The 14,398-nt window shown below is 53.1% G+C and carries 21 protein-coding genes; 1 reads left to right on the forward strand and 20 read right to left on the reverse strand.

Translation table 11 applies throughout. The features are described from left to right. Positions 1–42: 42 nt before the first annotated feature. The 20 genes from ACNQFG_RS11580 to ACNQFG_RS11675 all read right to left on the reverse strand — a co-directional run bounded on the left by ACNQFG_RS11580 (position 43) and on the right by ACNQFG_RS11675 (position 13,347). Complete coding sequence (locus ACNQFG_RS11580) at positions 43–1,413, reverse strand: sodium-dependent transporter (RefSeq protein WP_423406587.1); 1,371 nt, start codon at positions 1,411–1,413, stop codon at positions 43–45. A 177-nt stretch (positions 1,414–1,590) separates the two neighbouring features. Then, on the reverse strand, positions 1,591–2,079 hold the full coding sequence (locus ACNQFG_RS11585) for a GNAT family N-acetyltransferase (RefSeq protein WP_423405023.1): 489 nt from the start codon (positions 2,077–2,079) through the stop codon (positions 1,591–1,593). Between the two features lie 364 nt (positions 2,080–2,443). After that, entirely contained in the window at positions 2,444–2,623 is a 180-nt protein-coding gene (locus ACNQFG_RS11590) for a hypothetical protein (RefSeq protein ID WP_423405024.1), read from the reverse strand. Beyond that, positions 2,620–2,850 (reverse strand): DUF6718 family protein, encoded by a 231-nt coding sequence (locus ACNQFG_RS11595; RefSeq protein WP_423405025.1) that lies wholly within the window; start codon positions 2,848–2,850, stop codon positions 2,620–2,622. The genes ACNQFG_RS11590 and ACNQFG_RS11595 overlap by 4 nt, the downstream gene beginning before the upstream one ends. Positions 2,851–2,853: 3 nt before the next feature. Then, a complete protein-coding gene (locus tag ACNQFG_RS11600) occupies positions 2,854–3,798 on the reverse strand; it encodes a PD-(D/E)XK nuclease family transposase (RefSeq protein WP_423405026.1) in 945 nt (314 codons plus the stop codon). An 89-nt stretch (positions 3,799–3,887) separates the two neighbouring features. Then, positions 3,888–4,157 carry a helix-turn-helix domain-containing protein gene (locus ACNQFG_RS11605; protein WP_022257300.1) on the reverse strand — a complete coding sequence of 90 codons (270 nt, stop codon included), beginning with the start codon at positions 4,155–4,157 and terminating at the stop codon, positions 3,888–3,890. A gap of 159 nt (positions 4,158–4,316) precedes the next feature. Continuing rightward, positions 4,317–4,709, reverse strand: a complete 393-nt coding sequence (locus ACNQFG_RS11610) for a hypothetical protein (RefSeq protein WP_423405027.1) — start codon at positions 4,707–4,709, stop codon at positions 4,317–4,319. Positions 4,710–4,798: 89 nt separating this feature from the next. After that, positions 4,799–5,107, reverse strand: a complete 309-nt coding sequence (locus ACNQFG_RS11615) for a hypothetical protein (protein WP_423405028.1) — start codon at positions 5,105–5,107, stop codon at positions 4,799–4,801. Between the two features lie 15 nt (positions 5,108–5,122). Then, positions 5,123–5,335 (reverse strand): peptidoglycan-binding domain-containing protein, encoded by a 213-nt coding sequence (locus tag ACNQFG_RS11620; protein WP_423406588.1) that lies wholly within the window; start codon positions 5,333–5,335, stop codon positions 5,123–5,125. Further along, positions 5,314–5,790 (reverse strand): M23 family metallopeptidase, encoded by a 477-nt coding sequence (locus tag ACNQFG_RS11625; protein ID WP_423405029.1) that lies wholly within the window; start codon positions 5,788–5,790, stop codon positions 5,314–5,316. Before ACNQFG_RS11625 ends, ACNQFG_RS11620 begins: the two co-directional genes overlap by 22 nt. A 224-nt stretch (positions 5,791–6,014) precedes the next feature. After that, a complete protein-coding gene (locus tag ACNQFG_RS11630; RefSeq protein ID WP_022257304.1) occupies positions 6,015–6,155 on the reverse strand; it encodes a hypothetical protein in 141 nt (46 codons plus the stop codon). After that, on the reverse strand, positions 6,155–6,487 hold the full coding sequence (locus ACNQFG_RS11635) for a hypothetical protein (protein ID WP_022257305.1): 333 nt from the start codon (positions 6,485–6,487) through the stop codon (positions 6,155–6,157). Before ACNQFG_RS11635 ends, ACNQFG_RS11630 begins: the two co-directional genes overlap by 1 nt. Further along, the gene (locus ACNQFG_RS11640) at positions 6,484–7,761 is read right to left on the reverse strand and encodes a hypothetical protein (protein ID WP_423405030.1); all 1,278 of its coding nucleotides are present in this window, start codon (positions 7,759–7,761) and stop codon (positions 6,484–6,486) included. Before ACNQFG_RS11640 ends, ACNQFG_RS11635 begins: the two co-directional genes overlap by 4 nt. 486 nt (positions 7,762–8,247) lie before the next feature. Next, positions 8,248–9,942, reverse strand: a complete 1,695-nt coding sequence (locus ACNQFG_RS11645) for a hypothetical protein (RefSeq protein ID WP_423405031.1) — start codon at positions 9,940–9,942, stop codon at positions 8,248–8,250. A 54-nt stretch (positions 9,943–9,996) separates the two neighbouring features. Next, on the reverse strand, positions 9,997–10,260 hold the full coding sequence (locus tag ACNQFG_RS11650; protein WP_423405032.1) for a hypothetical protein: 264 nt from the start codon (positions 10,258–10,260) through the stop codon (positions 9,997–9,999). 12 nt (positions 10,261–10,272) lie between these two features. Further along, entirely contained in the window at positions 10,273–10,449 is a 177-nt protein-coding gene (locus ACNQFG_RS11655; RefSeq protein ID WP_423405033.1) for a hypothetical protein, read from the reverse strand. 77 nt (positions 10,450–10,526) lie between these two features. Beyond that, complete coding sequence (locus tag ACNQFG_RS11660; RefSeq protein WP_423405034.1) at positions 10,527–11,114, reverse strand: hypothetical protein; 588 nt, start codon at positions 11,112–11,114, stop codon at positions 10,527–10,529. A 14-nt stretch (positions 11,115–11,128) separates the two neighbouring features. Continuing rightward, a complete protein-coding gene (locus ACNQFG_RS11665; RefSeq protein WP_423406589.1) occupies positions 11,129–12,439 on the reverse strand; it encodes a radical SAM protein in 1,311 nt (436 codons plus the stop codon). Between the two features lie 13 nt (positions 12,440–12,452). After that, positions 12,453–12,755, reverse strand: a complete 303-nt coding sequence (locus ACNQFG_RS11670) for a hypothetical protein (RefSeq protein ID WP_022257312.1) — start codon at positions 12,753–12,755, stop codon at positions 12,453–12,455. Between the two features lie 10 nt (positions 12,756–12,765). Next, complete coding sequence (locus ACNQFG_RS11675; protein ID WP_022257313.1) at positions 12,766–13,347, reverse strand: hypothetical protein; 582 nt, start codon at positions 13,345–13,347, stop codon at positions 12,766–12,768. 267 nt (positions 13,348–13,614) lie between these two features. Here ACNQFG_RS11675 and ACNQFG_RS11680 point away from each other — a divergent pair, with 267 nt between their 5' ends. Further along, positions 13,615–14,346: a hypothetical protein gene (locus ACNQFG_RS11680; protein WP_423405035.1), complete on the forward strand. Its 732-nt coding sequence runs from the start codon at positions 13,615–13,617 to the stop codon at positions 14,344–14,346. The last annotated feature ends 52 nt before the right edge of the window (positions 14,347–14,398 follow it).

Below are 14,398 nucleotides of genomic sequence, written 5' to 3' on the forward strand. Positions count from 1 at the left end.
GCGGGCTCCCCGATGCGAAGAGTCCGCCCTTTCGAATGTACATTACGCAAAGAATTTGTCGTAGAGGCCGAAGGCAAAGATGAACAGAACGATCAGCGGCAGACCATAGGTCAGATAGCCGCGCATCCAGTCCTGCATCTTGGGGCCTTCGCCGGTGTTGACTTCCTTTTTATAGTTGTCCCAGCCCCAGCCGTACTTGGTAACGCAGAACAGCAGGTACACCAAGCTGCCCAGCGGCAGGAACAGGTTGCTCACGAGGAAGTCCTCCAAATCCAGCACAGCGCCGCCGAACACGGCAAAGCCGTCCCATGCCCACACGTTGTAGCCCAGCACGCAGGGCATGGACAGCGCCGCGATGAGGAACAGGTTCACCAGACTGGACTTCTTGCGGCTGCAGCCGGTCAGCTCCATGCCGCAGCAGATGATGTTCTCGAACACGGCCAGCACGGTGGAAAGCGCTGCAAAGGCCATGAACAGGAAGAACAGGGAGCCCCACAACCGGCCCATGGCCATGTTGGCAAAGATGTTGGGCAGGGTAATGAAGATCAGGCTGGGGCCGCTGGTCTGGTCCACACCGTAGGTGAAGCAGGCCGGGAAGATGATGAGACCGGCGGTGATGGCCACGAAGGTATCCAGCACCACGATGCGGGCGGACTCGCCCAGCAGGGAGTGCTCCTTGCCGATGTAGCTGCCAAAGATGGACATTGCGCCAATGCCAAGGCTCAGGGTAAAGAAGGCCTGATTCATGGCGGATACCAGCGTGTTGACCACGCCCACCTCTTTCATGCGCCCGAAGTCGGGCACGAGGAAGAAGCTCAGGCCTTCCTTTGCGCCGGGCATGAACAGGCTGTTGACGGCCAGCACCACCATGATCACCAGCAGGGCGATCATCATGACCTTGGTCACGCGCTCAAGGCCGTTCTGCAGGCCCTTGGCGCATACAAAGATGCCCAGTGCCACCACGAACACCATCCAGAAGGTCATCACGCCGGGGTCTGCCAGCATTTCGGTAAACTTGCCAGCCACCTGATCGGCGTTCAGGCCTGCCAGCTTACCGGTGGCGGTCATGTAGAAATAGTGCAGCATCCAGCCTGCCACGGTGGTGTAGAACATCATGAGCAGATAGCAGCCAATGAGGGTGAGGTAGCCGTGGATGTGCCACTTCTGGCCCGGCTTTTCCAGTGCCTGATAGGCCCGCACCGGGCTTTTGCGGGAAGCGCGGCCCACCGCAAACTCCATGGTCATGATGGGCAGGCCCAGAATGATGAGGAAGATCAGGTAGAACAGCACGAACGCGCCGCCGCCGCCCTGACCGGCAATATAAGGGAACTTCCACACGTTGCCAATGCCGATGGCACAGCCCGCTGAAAGCAGAATGAAGCCCAGCCGCGATTTTAGGGTCTCACGTTCCATGATAAAATGTTCTCCTCTGTAATCCATTTGCCCCGGTCTGCCTTTTGCAGCTTGCAGCCGGGCACAACAGAATTATTATATCACAGTTTTCCCCCATTGGGGAGGAGTCGCATGACGTTTCAGAAGAGAAAAAGATTCATTTTTGACCGTTCTAAAAGGAGCGGAATTTGATAGCATTCAGAACGTCAGCCGCATCTGATACCATGTCACACCGCCGTGCGCAGACCCGGAAACGCCCTCGTTCACAAAGCCGAATCGGGCGTAATAATGCACCAGTTTGTCCTTGCAGGTGAGCACAAGGCCCTTTCTTCCCTGCTGTTTTGCCGCTGCAATGGCCGTTTCCAGCAATTGCCCAGCCAGGCCGCGCCGCCGGTATTCCGGCAGCGTGTTTACCCCAAAGATCATCTGCCAGGCACCGTTTTCGTTGTGGAGCGAGGCATCTGCGTACATTGCATCGGTCAGGTCTGCCGCGTCCGTGACCATGCCGTCCACAAAGGCTGCGAGTGTTTCGTCCTCCCACAGGAGCCAGAAATGGTCCCCATAATACTGCAGCCGCTCGGCAAATTCTGCACGGGTCGCCGCCTCTGCCGCCGGGAAGCAGGCCGCCTCCACCGCTGCAATGGCGTCGAGATCCTGCTCGACTGCGGTTCGAATCGTTTGTGCCATGTTTTTTCTCTCCCTTTCTCATGCTGTGCCGTCCGAGCCGTTTCCGGTCGGGCTTGCGGCGGCGATTGGCCATCCGCAGCCCGCGCTGAATGGCGGGACGTCGCAGCGGAACACATTATGACTGCTAAAATCATAGCATACGCCGCGACTTATCAAGGCCCGCTGGATGCACAAGCCCCCGCCAACACCTGCTGGCGGGGGCTTGTGATTGATTTTTGTGAAACGTTATTCGAGCTCGATTCTGGAAAGCTGTTTTCTGGTTGTAACAGGTACAGCTTCCCAGTTTGGCGAAGTGTATTTTCCGCTCCGTCCATTGTGTGTTTTTGACTACAACGAAAATTGCTGTCAAAATGATGTCACGGCATCAGGCAGACCGCTTCGTGTCAAATGCCTTGACTTCTTCAACAGAGAGCTTCGTATACTTTGCCACGATTTCATACGGCATACCATCTGCCAACATCGAGCGGGTGGACTCAACCGCCTGTTCACGCTTGCCTTCTTCTCTCACTTCTTCAAAAGCTCTGCACATAGTTTTCACTCTCACTTACACAATTCGTGAACTGCGTGTATGAATTCGGTTTCATCCCGCACAAAACGGTATGGCGCATACTCGCCATACGCATTCGGGCGGCTGATTGTCACCAGCTGGATTCCCTTTGGAGCTGCTGTCTTATTAAGTCCGCGTTTCAATTCAACGAGCGCCTTGCCATGTGTCGTTTTCAACGCATAGCAACCATGCCCATTTTTATTTTTCGCAATCAGATAGCACATTGTTCAAGCGGGCTTTTTGCCAACAAGTTCTTCTACTTCCGAAATCGTCAGACCCGTATACTTGGCAACCTTGTCACAAGGAACGCCATCTGCCAACATTTCCAATGCGCTTTTCAATGCCTTTTTACGCTCTCCCTCGCGAAGCGCTTCTTCTCTTACTTCTTCAAAAGCTCTGCACATAGTTGCCACTCCTTTCGTGTCCTCTTTGAAATAGCGTACCCGCTGCGCCAGTACCGGATAATTCATATCATCCGGGTTTGTGCAGGTAAAATCCTGCATCAAACGGCCCAGCTTGGTATCATCCTTGATTTGAGAGTTCACATAGATGATATGTGCTCCATCTCCGAACGGCATTCCTGTTTCTTGGATTGTCCGTTCGATATGATAAATCGGGAGATTGGCTTTCAAAATATCATTTTCAGTAATAAATATCACATAGGTTTCATATAGCTGGTCGTAACGATCACCCGGCTCCGTAATATTGGCATCCATCAAACCGCTGTTGTAACGAGCTCGTCTGACCTCTGCGCCGCGGTCGTTGCGCTGGATCTCAATGTTATAGGCTTTATTCTGCTCATCAACAGCCAGAATATCCAAGCGGGCCGAGCGACCTTGAATATTATTCAAGCCGTATTGACTGTGAACTTCGCGGATTGTCAGGTCATCACGGTCTAAAATCACCTGAAGCAGAAACTCCGAACACTCCTTATCTTCAAAAACCTTCGTCATAAAGTTATCGTCAATAAGGCGAAGATTCTGAATCCGATGCAGATACTCTTCATGCTTCCGCTCAAAGTCCAACTCCTGCGGCGTCTTATTCTCTCCCATCGGCTCACCTACTTTTATATAACACTTGAATGAATCATTTGTCACATAAAGAATACCACAAAACCGTACTTTTTTCAAGGTAGCACAAAATTCACCCCGGCGGACCATCAAATGCTCCATTCAACTGCCATATACATTATTATAATACATTTGTTTCATACAAATGTCACGCAACAGAAAAAAGGACGGCCCGAAAGCCGTCCTTTCCCTTATATACCGACTTTTGATTCCGTCGCGGGTTTCTCAAAGCCAGTACGATTCCTTACCCTTGGCTCAGGATTTGGAACACGTACAAGTATTTCGTCTGGTTCGCAATCCAGCGCTTCGCAGATGAGGTCCAAATGATTCAGATTCATCCTCTCCGCGATTTCGTTGTAATAATCACTGATTGTAGTCGGCCGAATGCCTGTGGCGCGTGCCAGATCTGCTTGCGTCCATTTCAGCTCGCCTAGCTTCTTGGACAGTAAAATTCTAATCATATACTCGCTCGCTCCTTACAATAAAAGATATTCTTTTCTTCTGGAAAAATCAGGGGATTGTTAGATTATCACGAATTTTGTGATTCTTTATTGCATAAAAGCAAAAAACACCCCCGTCACCTGTTTCGACTTTTCATCTGACAGGTGACGGGGGTGTTGTCATTTGTTCCGAGTATTCAGTTCAGCAAGCTGCCGCTGGTCTGATTCTCTGTACCGTTCTCCCACGCCTTCCAAATGGGAGAGACAGCGTTTCAGCTCTCCGTTCCAGTAAATCTGCCCAGTTTCCGTTTCCATCCGCTCAATGCCGGCACAAATGCAGGATAGCAGGTCGAATGTAGCCTTGCGGCTGTCCATCTGCAAAATATACCGTTCACGGCGTTGTTCATCTTCCTTTTCGCGCTTCTTGGCCGCACGGTCCGCCGCGCCCTTGATAAGAAGCTGATTCACGGCAAAGGAAATCGCGCCGCCCAAAACAGTTCCTAAGAACGCCAGCGCCGCCAAGAGCCACGCCGGAACGGTGACAGTAAACACTTCGGCTGTTCCTGCAAGCACCTGTATCCTCCTTTCAGTCGTCGGTGAGTGTCAGCAATTCAATCCATCTCGTGACGGGGAGACGGTCTAAGAGCCATTCCACGCACCGTTTAAGCATCCTTCAGCACCTCCAGCCCTGCCTTGGCTGCATTAAAGGTCACCTGCACCACTTTCTGAATCAGGCTGTCCGTGACCAGGAAACGCAAAGGAGCAGGAACCTTTGCGCGCAGCCACGACACGACAACCGCCAAACGGGCTTCGCCCAGCTTGGTGCCAACGAACTCTTTTTCGGCCTTGGTGATGGCCTCAATCGCCCATTCGGCCAGCAGGGCCTTGTATCCCAGACGAATCATGCAGGCCGCAACAACGACCAACGCCACAGCCATAATAGCAACCGTAATGATAGTAGCAGTATTCATACCTTATCCCCTTTCTCAAAGCAGCTTAGAAAGCGCCGCCTTTGTCTGCGTTCCAACGATGCCGTCCGCAGTCAGATTGTGCGCTGCTTGGAACGCCTTGACGGCCTTTTCAGTGTTTGCACCGAAGATGCCGTCTTGGTTGATGCCCAGTGCTCCTTGAAGCGCGGCATTGTATAGCCGCTGCGGATAACCACTGGTCGATTTCTTCAGATTTCCGGGGCCGAAGATTTCAGCCGCCCAGTTAGACGTATACGCTGCCGAACCGGCATGTTGGGGATTCCTGCATAATGATACACCGACACATAGCCCGTCTTAATGTCATTGATGCGAATTTCCCAGTGCAGGTGGCTTCCAGTACTGTGACCCGTGCTCCCTTCAACACCAATCAAATCGCCCGGCTTCAGTTTTTGACCTGCAGCCACATTGATTTGCGACAAGTGCCCGAAATACATATAGTAGTTCGTGCGCCCTACCCTAAGCACAACGCGCTGGCCAAAACCTTTTTTGGGGAGCGTTGCGCACTCCCATCCAGCGCGAATGACCGTACCGTATACAGGAGAGTAAATGTGCTTGTCTCCGATGCCAACGAGATCATAGCCTTGGTGATATGTGCCATCTGACCTCAGATGCCTATATGCTTGCGATACTCTGAAAGTGTTCTTATACGGGGAAATCAAAATCAATCCACCTCCATTTCAAACAAAAAAGCCGCGCTGACCATCAGCACGGCTTCTCTCAACACTTTATAGCATCGTATTCGGCTTGCAGGATTGCTCTCTGCTCACCATAATTTTCCGGCTCTTCTCCTGTCTCAACTGAAATATCCTCCCAGCAATCCAGAAGATGAACCGCAGATGCCAATAGAGCTTCGAGCTTTTGTTCTCGGCTCAATCAAAGCACCTTCCCGTCAGGACTCTTTCGGGCGCGGACCGCAGATGCGGAGTGCCTGAGCTTTCGTCAGTTCGCCCTCATCCACTTTTTCCCATACGCCAACGGCGGTGATTTTCTTCATGCGATACATGGTGCGATAAAATTGCTCCTTGCCCATTACAGTTCGCCTCCCATAAACAGAGTTTCCAGCACGCTCACACGCTCTTCCAGAGAGGGCGCAGCTTCATCAGCGGTCGTCCATGCTTCTGCATAGACCCACCAATCATCAGCCGCCGCCGTGATGCTTTCCACGGTTTCCTCTGCATAATCGGAACCCAACTTGCAAAGAGCCGTGGTGCACTCCCACGAAGTACCGCCCTGCTCTCCTTCGGGAGCCTCGGTTCGCACCTCATGAGCGTCCTTACGCAGGTACAGCCAAGCCGTACCATCCGGCAGTTTTTCCAGCGTTACCGCCTGCGGATTATGGTCAAGGTTCTCGGTAAAAATCATGCTGTTATCCTCACTTTCTTCATTGCATTTCTTTGTGCCGTTACGCGGATTGCTACTTTTGCGGCCGTGAACAGCTTTTTCTGTTTTAGGGCTTCGCTGATTGCACGAGATTTTGTCCAGTCAAAATAGCCGTTATAGCTGACCAGCTTGTATGACCGCCAGACCGGCACATATCCATTTCGTGAAACATCAGCCTTGGCTCGAATGTACTGCCGCCGAGCCCTCAGAAAAATTCTGGGACGTATCGTGGTGTAGGTACGGTGCATCACATAGCCAGCCATATCCAAGCCCGGACACCCTTTCGCCGCTCCAGTCATGTGTCGGCGCTGATGTTCTTCAGCCGCGCTTAGAAAATCCACCCGAACCCACTCGGTTTTTATGGTCAGCCCAAATTCAGCCAGCGCCCACTTAGTCAATTTCCGGGCCGCACTTTGTATATCGGCCCATCGTCGCCCAAGTAGAACAAGGTCGTCCATATAGCTACCGCTGCGGGTCACAAACGGCGTAGACGCTCCTCGGCGAGTCTTTGCATAGCTCAACACCTTTACCAGCATATAGCTGGCAACAAGGTTGAAAAGCCACGCTTCGAGGTATCCGCCAATGAGCAGTCCCTCGCCCGGTGCCATCGCCAGCAAGCAGTTGATGACCGCCAGCAACCATGTCGCACTCGGAATCTCACGCCGCAGAATATCCATCACGACAGCCTGTTTCGTATGGGCATACGCCCCCTGCACATCCAGCTTGACTGCGTGTTGAATCCCAAGACTTTTCCTGCGAAGCCAACGTTCAACCTGACGTTTTAGAGCAATCTGTCCCTTTCCGGGGATGCTGGCGAATTGATATGGAAGCAATTTTGCGCGAAGCAGCGGCCGCAGTCCAATCACCGCCAAATGCCCAAAGGCTTGGTGCATCGGGTGGCAGTTGGACAGCTCACGCCGTTTCATGCTGATTCCATCAATTCGATAAAATACGCTCACAGGTTCAAGGTCGAGGTCGTCCGTCTCGCCCTCCACAAGGTCTTCCACGCGTTGTTCCATTTCGAGAGCAATGCTGTTCACTGCTTCCAAACGCGGATTCCAGTCGTTTAACCGGGCGGCGCGCGATAATTCTGCACGGCTCACACCTCCATATTTCTCCACCGTAGCGAGGTAATCCCGGCGGAACCATTTTTTATCAAACGCTTCAAGGACAGCCTGCTCACACATTGCGTGCGTGAGCTGTAAGAACCTCTTTGTTTTCATATCCTTAAAGCCTCCAAACTTGCTGATGTTCAACGACTTTCGGTTGCCGTCCCCGGCCTTAAATCAGGCAGAACGGATTTCTACTACTCGCCGCCACGCAGTCCCAAAAACTGCGGCCACGCTCTCACCAATGCGTTCGTATCTCTCGAAACGCGCGGCTGCGTGGTGTCGGTATAACATGATCTTAGTGGTCAAGCCACAGGCGCAATGAAACGCTTATGCCCTTTTGAGGGCTATTTTATCATCAGCATGCCGGGGCACGCCGTTCCAGTTCGAGTTCGCCGGGGAATTGTTGCCATTCGCGCAAGGCAGGCCGCAGTCAGCACCGTCAAGCAGGGCGCCACCGCGCCAAGGGGCGTACACGCCCGCCGAACTGGGCGAACAGAACGCAGCCACACGCCGCTTCATTGCTCCAAAAACAATCGGCTTGTGGCGATGGTAAACCATCGCCACAAGCGGGAGAAATCGTCTACGGGGGTTTCGGGGGTTACACCCCCTCTATGTGCCTACGGCACATATTCACCCTCTCTTTTTGCCCGATCCAGCAAGCCGGGGCACGCCGGCCCAGCACGAGCACGCCGGGGAAAGGTCGCCAAACGCGCAAGGCAGGCCGCAGACAGCACCGTCAAGCAGGGCGCCACCGCGCCAAGGGGCGTACACGCCCGCCGAACCGGGCGAACAGAACGCAGCCCGTACATAGGTAGAGCCACTGCCATTGAACTTTTCATACATCATGGCTTCCGCGCCCAGCTTGCCCAGCTTGCGGATATAATGCCACGACCAAGTTGCCTTGTCGTTCAGGTCGAAGGAGCCGATCTGGGCATAGTCCGAAGAAATAGAACCAACCTGCTTCTCACCGCTCTTGCAGGAGAACACATCGTAATGCCAATGGTCATCATCGACGAGGCTTGCTTTCCACAGAGGGTCCAGCTGCTCGACGTATGCGCCAATCTGCATCTCGATGCCCGCCACACGGTACGGATATTTGCCATTTGTCAAATTGCCACAGCATCCATCACTGTGACCCGGAACTCCCTCAGTCGTGCCGGACTCCCACGGCATAGTAGAGACCAGCATTGTGGTTGTAGTGTCAATGGGAGCATTCAGCTCAAGGTTCAGAGCCACATACTCGGTATCGCTCACGGTCACATTGGTAATGCTGGAAATCTTGGCCCAGTTAAAGATATTGTGATTATAGTCCGCGTTGCGGTCTGTTCCCGTATTCTCGCCACGCTCACCCATACACACAGCAGAGCCCACGAGGAAATTTGCCCCCTGCGCTTTCGTCACGAGCACTCGTTTTACTCCAGTTTCCGCCACAGCAGGGCTGTACTGGTAATTATAGCCCGTGCAGCCCTCCAGCTTGCCGCTGTTGCTCAGCGTCCAATGGCGCAGCCGCCACTGGGCCAGAACATACTGCTGGTCGCAGTCAGTCCACAGGGCATCATAAGCGGTAATCTTACGAGCCAGAGGGATAGCTGCATTGGCGCTTGTCCACGGCATCGGGGGCAGTCCAGCACCGCTGGTCATTCCGCCCTTGGAATTTTTGCCGCCGTAGAATGCAGGATGCCATGTCAGCCAGCGACGGCTCTTATCCGGGGCCACATCGCCAGCCATAGGTTCATAGCCGCCGCCAGAGAAGGTGCGCCAGCTGTTATAGATGTAGGCACCATCCTCCCACTCCTTCAGCATCAAGGACAGAGCGAAGCAGTAGACAGGTGTAGTTTCACCAGAAAGGTCAAAGCCAGTTTCGCCCTCAACTGCCAGCACATTCATGGTGCCATCTTCCAAGGACAGTGCATTGGCGCGAATGTACCAGGTGAAAGGATCTTCTTCCGACCAGTCTGCGGTTTCCGGGCTGGTGTCAGTCAGAAGTGGTGCCGCTTCACGCCCGTCTGCCAGATCATCCAGCGGGGTACCGGTGTAATCACCACTCACATCATCACTGTAGAAGCGAACAGTGTAGGTTTTGCTGCGAGCGCTCTCTGCGAGCATTTTCGCAAAGCGTTCCAGACGCTGATACTTCGTCACGCCATCACCGGCAGACAGCGGCCACCAGCTCCAGAAGATTTCTGTGGTATTTTTGCCATCCAGCAGACCGCGGAATGTTGCATCCACGAATTCCGCGCCGGCAGTGCCAGCAGCAATACCTGCCAAAATGTCATTTTGGCGTTTCATTTGAGCGGCCAGTTCCAGACCGGTTTCATCGCTCATAGGATGATTGATAAGTTCCCATGTTGTGTCAGCCATTTCTTATACCCCCTTTTTTTAGGTGCTTTTCTTGATGAAAAACGACAGTCGGCCACTCTCGTCCGGGCCAAGTGCATAGCTTGCAGAAGCAACGCTTGCCGCAGCCTGCTGGGCCGCAGCCGTCGTCTTGTTCAGCAGATCCTTCGATGTCTCAGCAGCGGCCTTGCTGGTCTCTGCGCTATCTTTTGCCGCATCCGCAACAGCTTTTGTCTGACTATACAGTTCATCCAATTTTGCTGCTGATTTCCTGCGGGCGATTGCGTAGGTCAAAATATCAATCATACGCCACCATCCTTACATCGGGTAGAACTTCCCGGTAGAATCGGCGATGTAGATATTGCCCGTGTGGATAACCAGCGCTTGCGCCCCCATCGGTGCGGAATTGATATTCTGCAGATCCGCTTCATCGTCACAGTAGTACACCGTAGCCGGCTGGGCTGCGGTGCCGTACTGCTGCATAACTTTGAACATAGAAACTCCTTTCCAGATTATAGCCATGTGACATCTGTATGTCTGATTTTTGTTAGAAAATCACGGAATCTGTGATTTCAGCTGCTTCTCCGGATAAAAAACGAGAATCGCCCATCGGCATCCGGCCCAAATGCAAAGTTGGTGGATGACGCAGAACCCGCCGCTTGATTTGCAATATCAAGCGTCCTATTCATGTAGTTCAACGTGTTTCCCTCAGCAGCTCGTGCCTCTGCCGCGCTGTCTCTCGACGCACGTTCATTTGCCGACGCCGATGAAGCACATTCGGCGGAAATTTTCTCAGACTTATTGGCCGCGATCCTACTGGCTTCAGCAGAGGAAGCGCTATTTGCTGCCGCCTGTTCTGAAGCACTGGTGTTTGCCACAAGCCGCTTGATTTCCTCAACGCTTTTCAGCAAAGCGTCTGCCACATCCTCGCGCAAAGCATACATGAGCCGCCACTGGTCCGCTCCATCCAGAGCATACACAGCCGCCATCTCAATGCAGTATGCAATGCTCGTCGGACGGGCAAGCTTCTTCACCTTGTACGATGCACCCGTCGATTGGCTTGTAGGCAGGTCCGCGATGTCAGACATCTTATCCACATAAAATTGATACCAAGCATCAGTTTCTGTTTCCAGCTTGGTATCGGCAATGAGGATTGCCATTGCACTCCCTCCTTTCAGCTAATCCCGATTTCATCAGCAAGCTTCATAAGCGCCGCCGTCTCAATGTGCATCAATTCCGCCCATTTCTCGGCGGGCAGAATCTTCAGCCCATCTTCGGCCGGAAGTCTCACCTCGATAGGGAGACAGTCTCCGATTTCCAGATAACGGCGATTGTGATAGTAGCAGCTTGCCAGAACGCGCGCTTTGTGCGCCCAACAAATGGCTGTGGAGCGTTCATCGGCCGTACCGAATAATTCATAGTTAAGGCCGCTGCACCAGCCACAGCCAGCTGATACAGGGCATTCTAAACACTCCTGCGGAGATTGGGATGTACGCGTGATGGCGTCCAGCTCTGCTTTTGCCTGACGCTGAGCTTCCGTGGTATACAGACCATCATAGACACTGCCGAAGCGGACTTTCTGCGATTTTTCCTCGCCAATGGAAATCGGGGCATATCGAATGCAGGGATAAGCAGACCCGTCCGGCGCAAAGCTCAACATCGCACCGGTGCCGCCGCAGAAGTTATTATCATCCTTTGCCTGTCCGCCCAAAAGGTCGTCCAGCATCGTAATTGTGACATCCATTCGTCGGGAAATAATGTAGTCAGAGACCGTCTGCATCTGCTCATACAGTGCGCGACCGTCTTCGGGAGTGTAAGTGGGTTCATAAGCGTAGTTGCAGGCGATTTCCACGCATCCCTCATCCAGCATCATTTTGATGCTGTCGGCAATGTACTGAAAAGATCCCGGAACAAAGGTCATTTTGGACGTAAGCCACCCAAAATCCTTTTTTCCTGCCTGAAATGCTTTCCATGCCAGCGAAAAGCTGCCAACCCCATGCTCATCCACTCTGTACTTGTCGTGCAGTTCTTGAATGCCGTCGATGCTGACGGTCACAGACATCATTTCATGGTACTTTTCAAAAAGGTGCTGGGCTTCCGGACTAAACCAGAGCTTTCCATTTGTTGCAAAGCTGATTCTCGTGAACGGTGCAAGCGGAATCTCGCGGCGGTAGCACTCCGAGAACCAGTAATCACAGATTCGCTCAATCAACTTGGCTTCAAGTAACGGCTCTCCACCAATGAAATCCAGCACAACAGCCTGCGTATTCTGGTTCACGAAATCGGACTCGTTTTTCTCGTACAGGTCAAGGATATAATCCACAATCTTTCGCCCGGTCTCGATGCTCATTCTCTCAACGCTCTTGTGGTGCTCATAGCAGTATGAGCATCTGAGATTACACCCGCTTGTCACCTGAAACGTAATGTTCCGGCAACAGACGCGGTTCTCAGCCGCAGTATCGCGTGCGTACAGCCTTTGGACCATGTTTCCATAATCCTCAATTCGCCGTTGCTTCAAGGAGAACGACCTCCTCTCGAACAAAATCAAACCTGTACTGCACACCCGCCGACGTCTGCGGGTCAAGATGCCGGGAAAGCACCATTTCCTGCGCCATCTTCAGCTTCATTTGAGCCGCACGGCACAGTTCTGCATAATGGTGGATCACCTTTGCAGTTTCCGAATTCGCATCTGCGTTAAGCTGACGGCACAGAACCGCCATCAGCGCTTCAAAAGAGCTTGCTTCATAGTAAGCTCGCTCCACTGCTTCGCTTTCCGCCGTGGTCAATTTAATGGCTTTCATATTCTTCTCCTTAGCAGGCATCCATCTTCGGGAGGCGGTCTGCGATCTGACGGTAACGGTCACGAATCTTGTTCATGGTTTTCATAGCGTCAATCAGTTCCCGGAGATTGCCGTTGAAGTCCAGCCGCAGATACTCAGTAAGCACCTGCAAAAGATACCACATCGAAAAAATGTCGGCATCCTCAGTGCAGTTATAGCTTGCCGCGCCTTGAATCGTTTCTGCGCATTTCAGATTTTTTGTCACCGGGTTGCCAGAAAAATTGAATGTGCGCGCCGCCAGCCCGATGGACAGAAGATTCTTCCGTTCATCGGGCGCTTCAACCCCGCACGCCTCCAGCGCAGACAGAACCACCGTAGAGCAGTAAACCACCCAATCATCAAAGTCCGTTGCGTCCAGCGCACAGAGGGTACCCGTGTAACCAAGACACCACAACAACTTGTCCTCATTATTCGGCGTTGCCGCAAGCAGGACGCTCCAATCGTCTGCTTCAATGTTCTCTTTTGCGAGCAGCTTCAGAAGCGGAAGATTCCTGAGATAGGATTCTTCCGTTCCTGCATCTGCATTCTGTGCAAAATGAAGCGTTGTCTCCATTTGGATTTCTCCTTTCATTACGATTTGCTCCACAGGAAGCCAGAGCAGCCACTACAACCACCTTTGCAGGATCCGGAGCAGTCATCTGCGCACGTTGAACTGCACCCCGTGCAAAAGACGTCACAGCCGCTTCTGCATTGAGAGCCACAGCCTCCAGAACAGCCGCCGGAGCAATGGTTAGAGCAGTCACTTCCGCAGTTGAATGCACAACCAAGGTTCACACAGCTGCCGGAGCAGTCATTCGCACACGTCGAACTGCATTGCTGGATGCATTTACTTGAGCAATTATCAGAACAGCTGCTTCCACAGCCGCCCTCACAAGTCGAAGAGCACCCATCACACGAACCAGAGCAGCCGCCCGAACATCCGCCGGAGCAGGAACCAGAACAGTTATTTGCGCAATTCTTCGTGCAAGTTGTGTTACAGCCTCCGGTGCAACTTCCAGTGCAGCTTCCCGTGCAGCTTCCCGTACAGGACCCCGCGCAAGTGCCGGCGCAATCATTCGCACACGCCTTTGTGCACGTTCCAGTACACGAACCCGTGCAGGACCCCGTACAGGACCCCGTGCAAGTGCTGGAGCAGTTATTGGCACACGCTCTAGTGCAGGTTCCCGTGCAGGACCCCGTGCACGTTCCCTGGCAGCTCCCCTTGCATCCGCCAGCGCAATCATTGGCGCACGATGCCACGCAAGACCCAGTACAGCTCCCCGTGCAGGAGCCGGTGCAACTCGTGCAAGCCGTATTGCATCCCGTGGAACACAAGCCAGAGCAGCGGCCAGAGCACCCGCTTGATGCAGCATTTTCCGGGATCGCGCTCAGCTCGCTTAGCACTGCTGCCGCTTGGCTCAGCCTGCTCGCTGTGATCTGCGCCCCATTTTCGGGTGTGATCGATGTTCCTTTGATCGCATCCAGCGGCTTTGTAATTTTTTGGATATGTTCGTTTTTGATGTACGCTCCAGCCGTCGGTTGCGTCGAGAAGTCGTATGCAGAGCCGTTATAACTCGCCATACTGCCAACGCTCTGCCCTCGTGCTGTTCCCTCTGTTTTTCCGC

It is taken from the genome of Faecalibacterium prausnitzii, from assembly GCF_049532945.1.
Lineage (GTDB): Bacteria > Bacillota > Clostridia > Oscillospirales > Ruminococcaceae > Faecalibacterium > Faecalibacterium prausnitzii_N.

Bases quoted from the DNA above. Each gene is read 5' to 3' on its own strand.
- ACNQFG_RS11655 (WP_423405033.1), bottom strand. From the start codon at position 10,449: ATGTTCAAAGTTATGCAGCAGTACGGCACCGCAGCCCAGCCGGCTACG.
- ACNQFG_RS11675 (WP_022257313.1), bottom strand. From the start codon at position 13,347: ATGGAGACAACGCTTCATTTTGCACAGAATGCAGATGCAGGAACGGAA.
- ACNQFG_RS11670 (WP_022257312.1), bottom strand. From the start codon at position 12,755: ATGAAAGCCATTAAATTGACCACGGCGGAAAGCGAAGCAGTGGAGCGA.
- ACNQFG_RS11680 (WP_423405035.1), top strand. From the start codon at position 13,615: ATGCATTTACTTGAGCAATTATCAGAACAGCTGCTTCCACAGCCGCCC.
- ACNQFG_RS11650 (WP_423405032.1), bottom strand. From the start codon at position 10,260: ATGATTGATATTTTGACCTACGCAATCGCCCGCAGGAAATCAGCAGCA.
- ACNQFG_RS11605 (WP_022257300.1), bottom strand. From the start codon at position 4,157: ATGATTAGAATTTTACTGTCCAAGAAGCTAGGCGAGCTGAAATGGACG.
- ACNQFG_RS11660 (WP_423405034.1), bottom strand. From the start codon at position 11,114: ATGGCAATCCTCATTGCCGATACCAAGCTGGAAACAGAAACTGATGCT.
- ACNQFG_RS11665 (WP_423406589.1), bottom strand. From the start codon at position 12,439: ATGGTCCAAAGGCTGTACGCACGCGATACTGCGGCTGAGAACCGCGTC.
- ACNQFG_RS11595 (WP_423405025.1), bottom strand. From the start codon at position 2,850: ATGTGCTATCTGATTGCGAAAAATAAAAATGGGCATGGTTGCTATGCG.
- ACNQFG_RS11600 (WP_423405026.1), bottom strand. From the start codon at position 3,798: ATGGAGCATTTGATGGTCCGCCGGGGTGAATTTTGTGCTACCTTGAAA.
- ACNQFG_RS11580 (WP_423406587.1), bottom strand. From the start codon at position 1,413: ATGGAACGTGAGACCCTAAAATCGCGGCTGGGCTTCATTCTGCTTTCA.
- ACNQFG_RS11635 (WP_022257305.1), bottom strand. From the start codon at position 6,487: ATGATTTTTACCGAGAACCTTGACCATAATCCGCAGGCGGTAACGCTG.
- ACNQFG_RS11615 (WP_423405028.1), bottom strand. From the start codon at position 5,107: ATGAATACTGCTACTATCATTACGGTTGCTATTATGGCTGTGGCGTTG.
- ACNQFG_RS11645 (WP_423405031.1), bottom strand. From the start codon at position 9,942: ATGAGCGATGAAACCGGTCTGGAACTGGCCGCTCAAATGAAACGCCAA.
- ACNQFG_RS11585 (WP_423405023.1), bottom strand. From the start codon at position 2,079: ATGGCACAAACGATTCGAACCGCAGTCGAGCAGGATCTCGACGCCATT.
- ACNQFG_RS11630 (WP_022257304.1), bottom strand. From the start codon at position 6,155: ATGGGCAAGGAGCAATTTTATCGCACCATGTATCGCATGAAGAAAATC.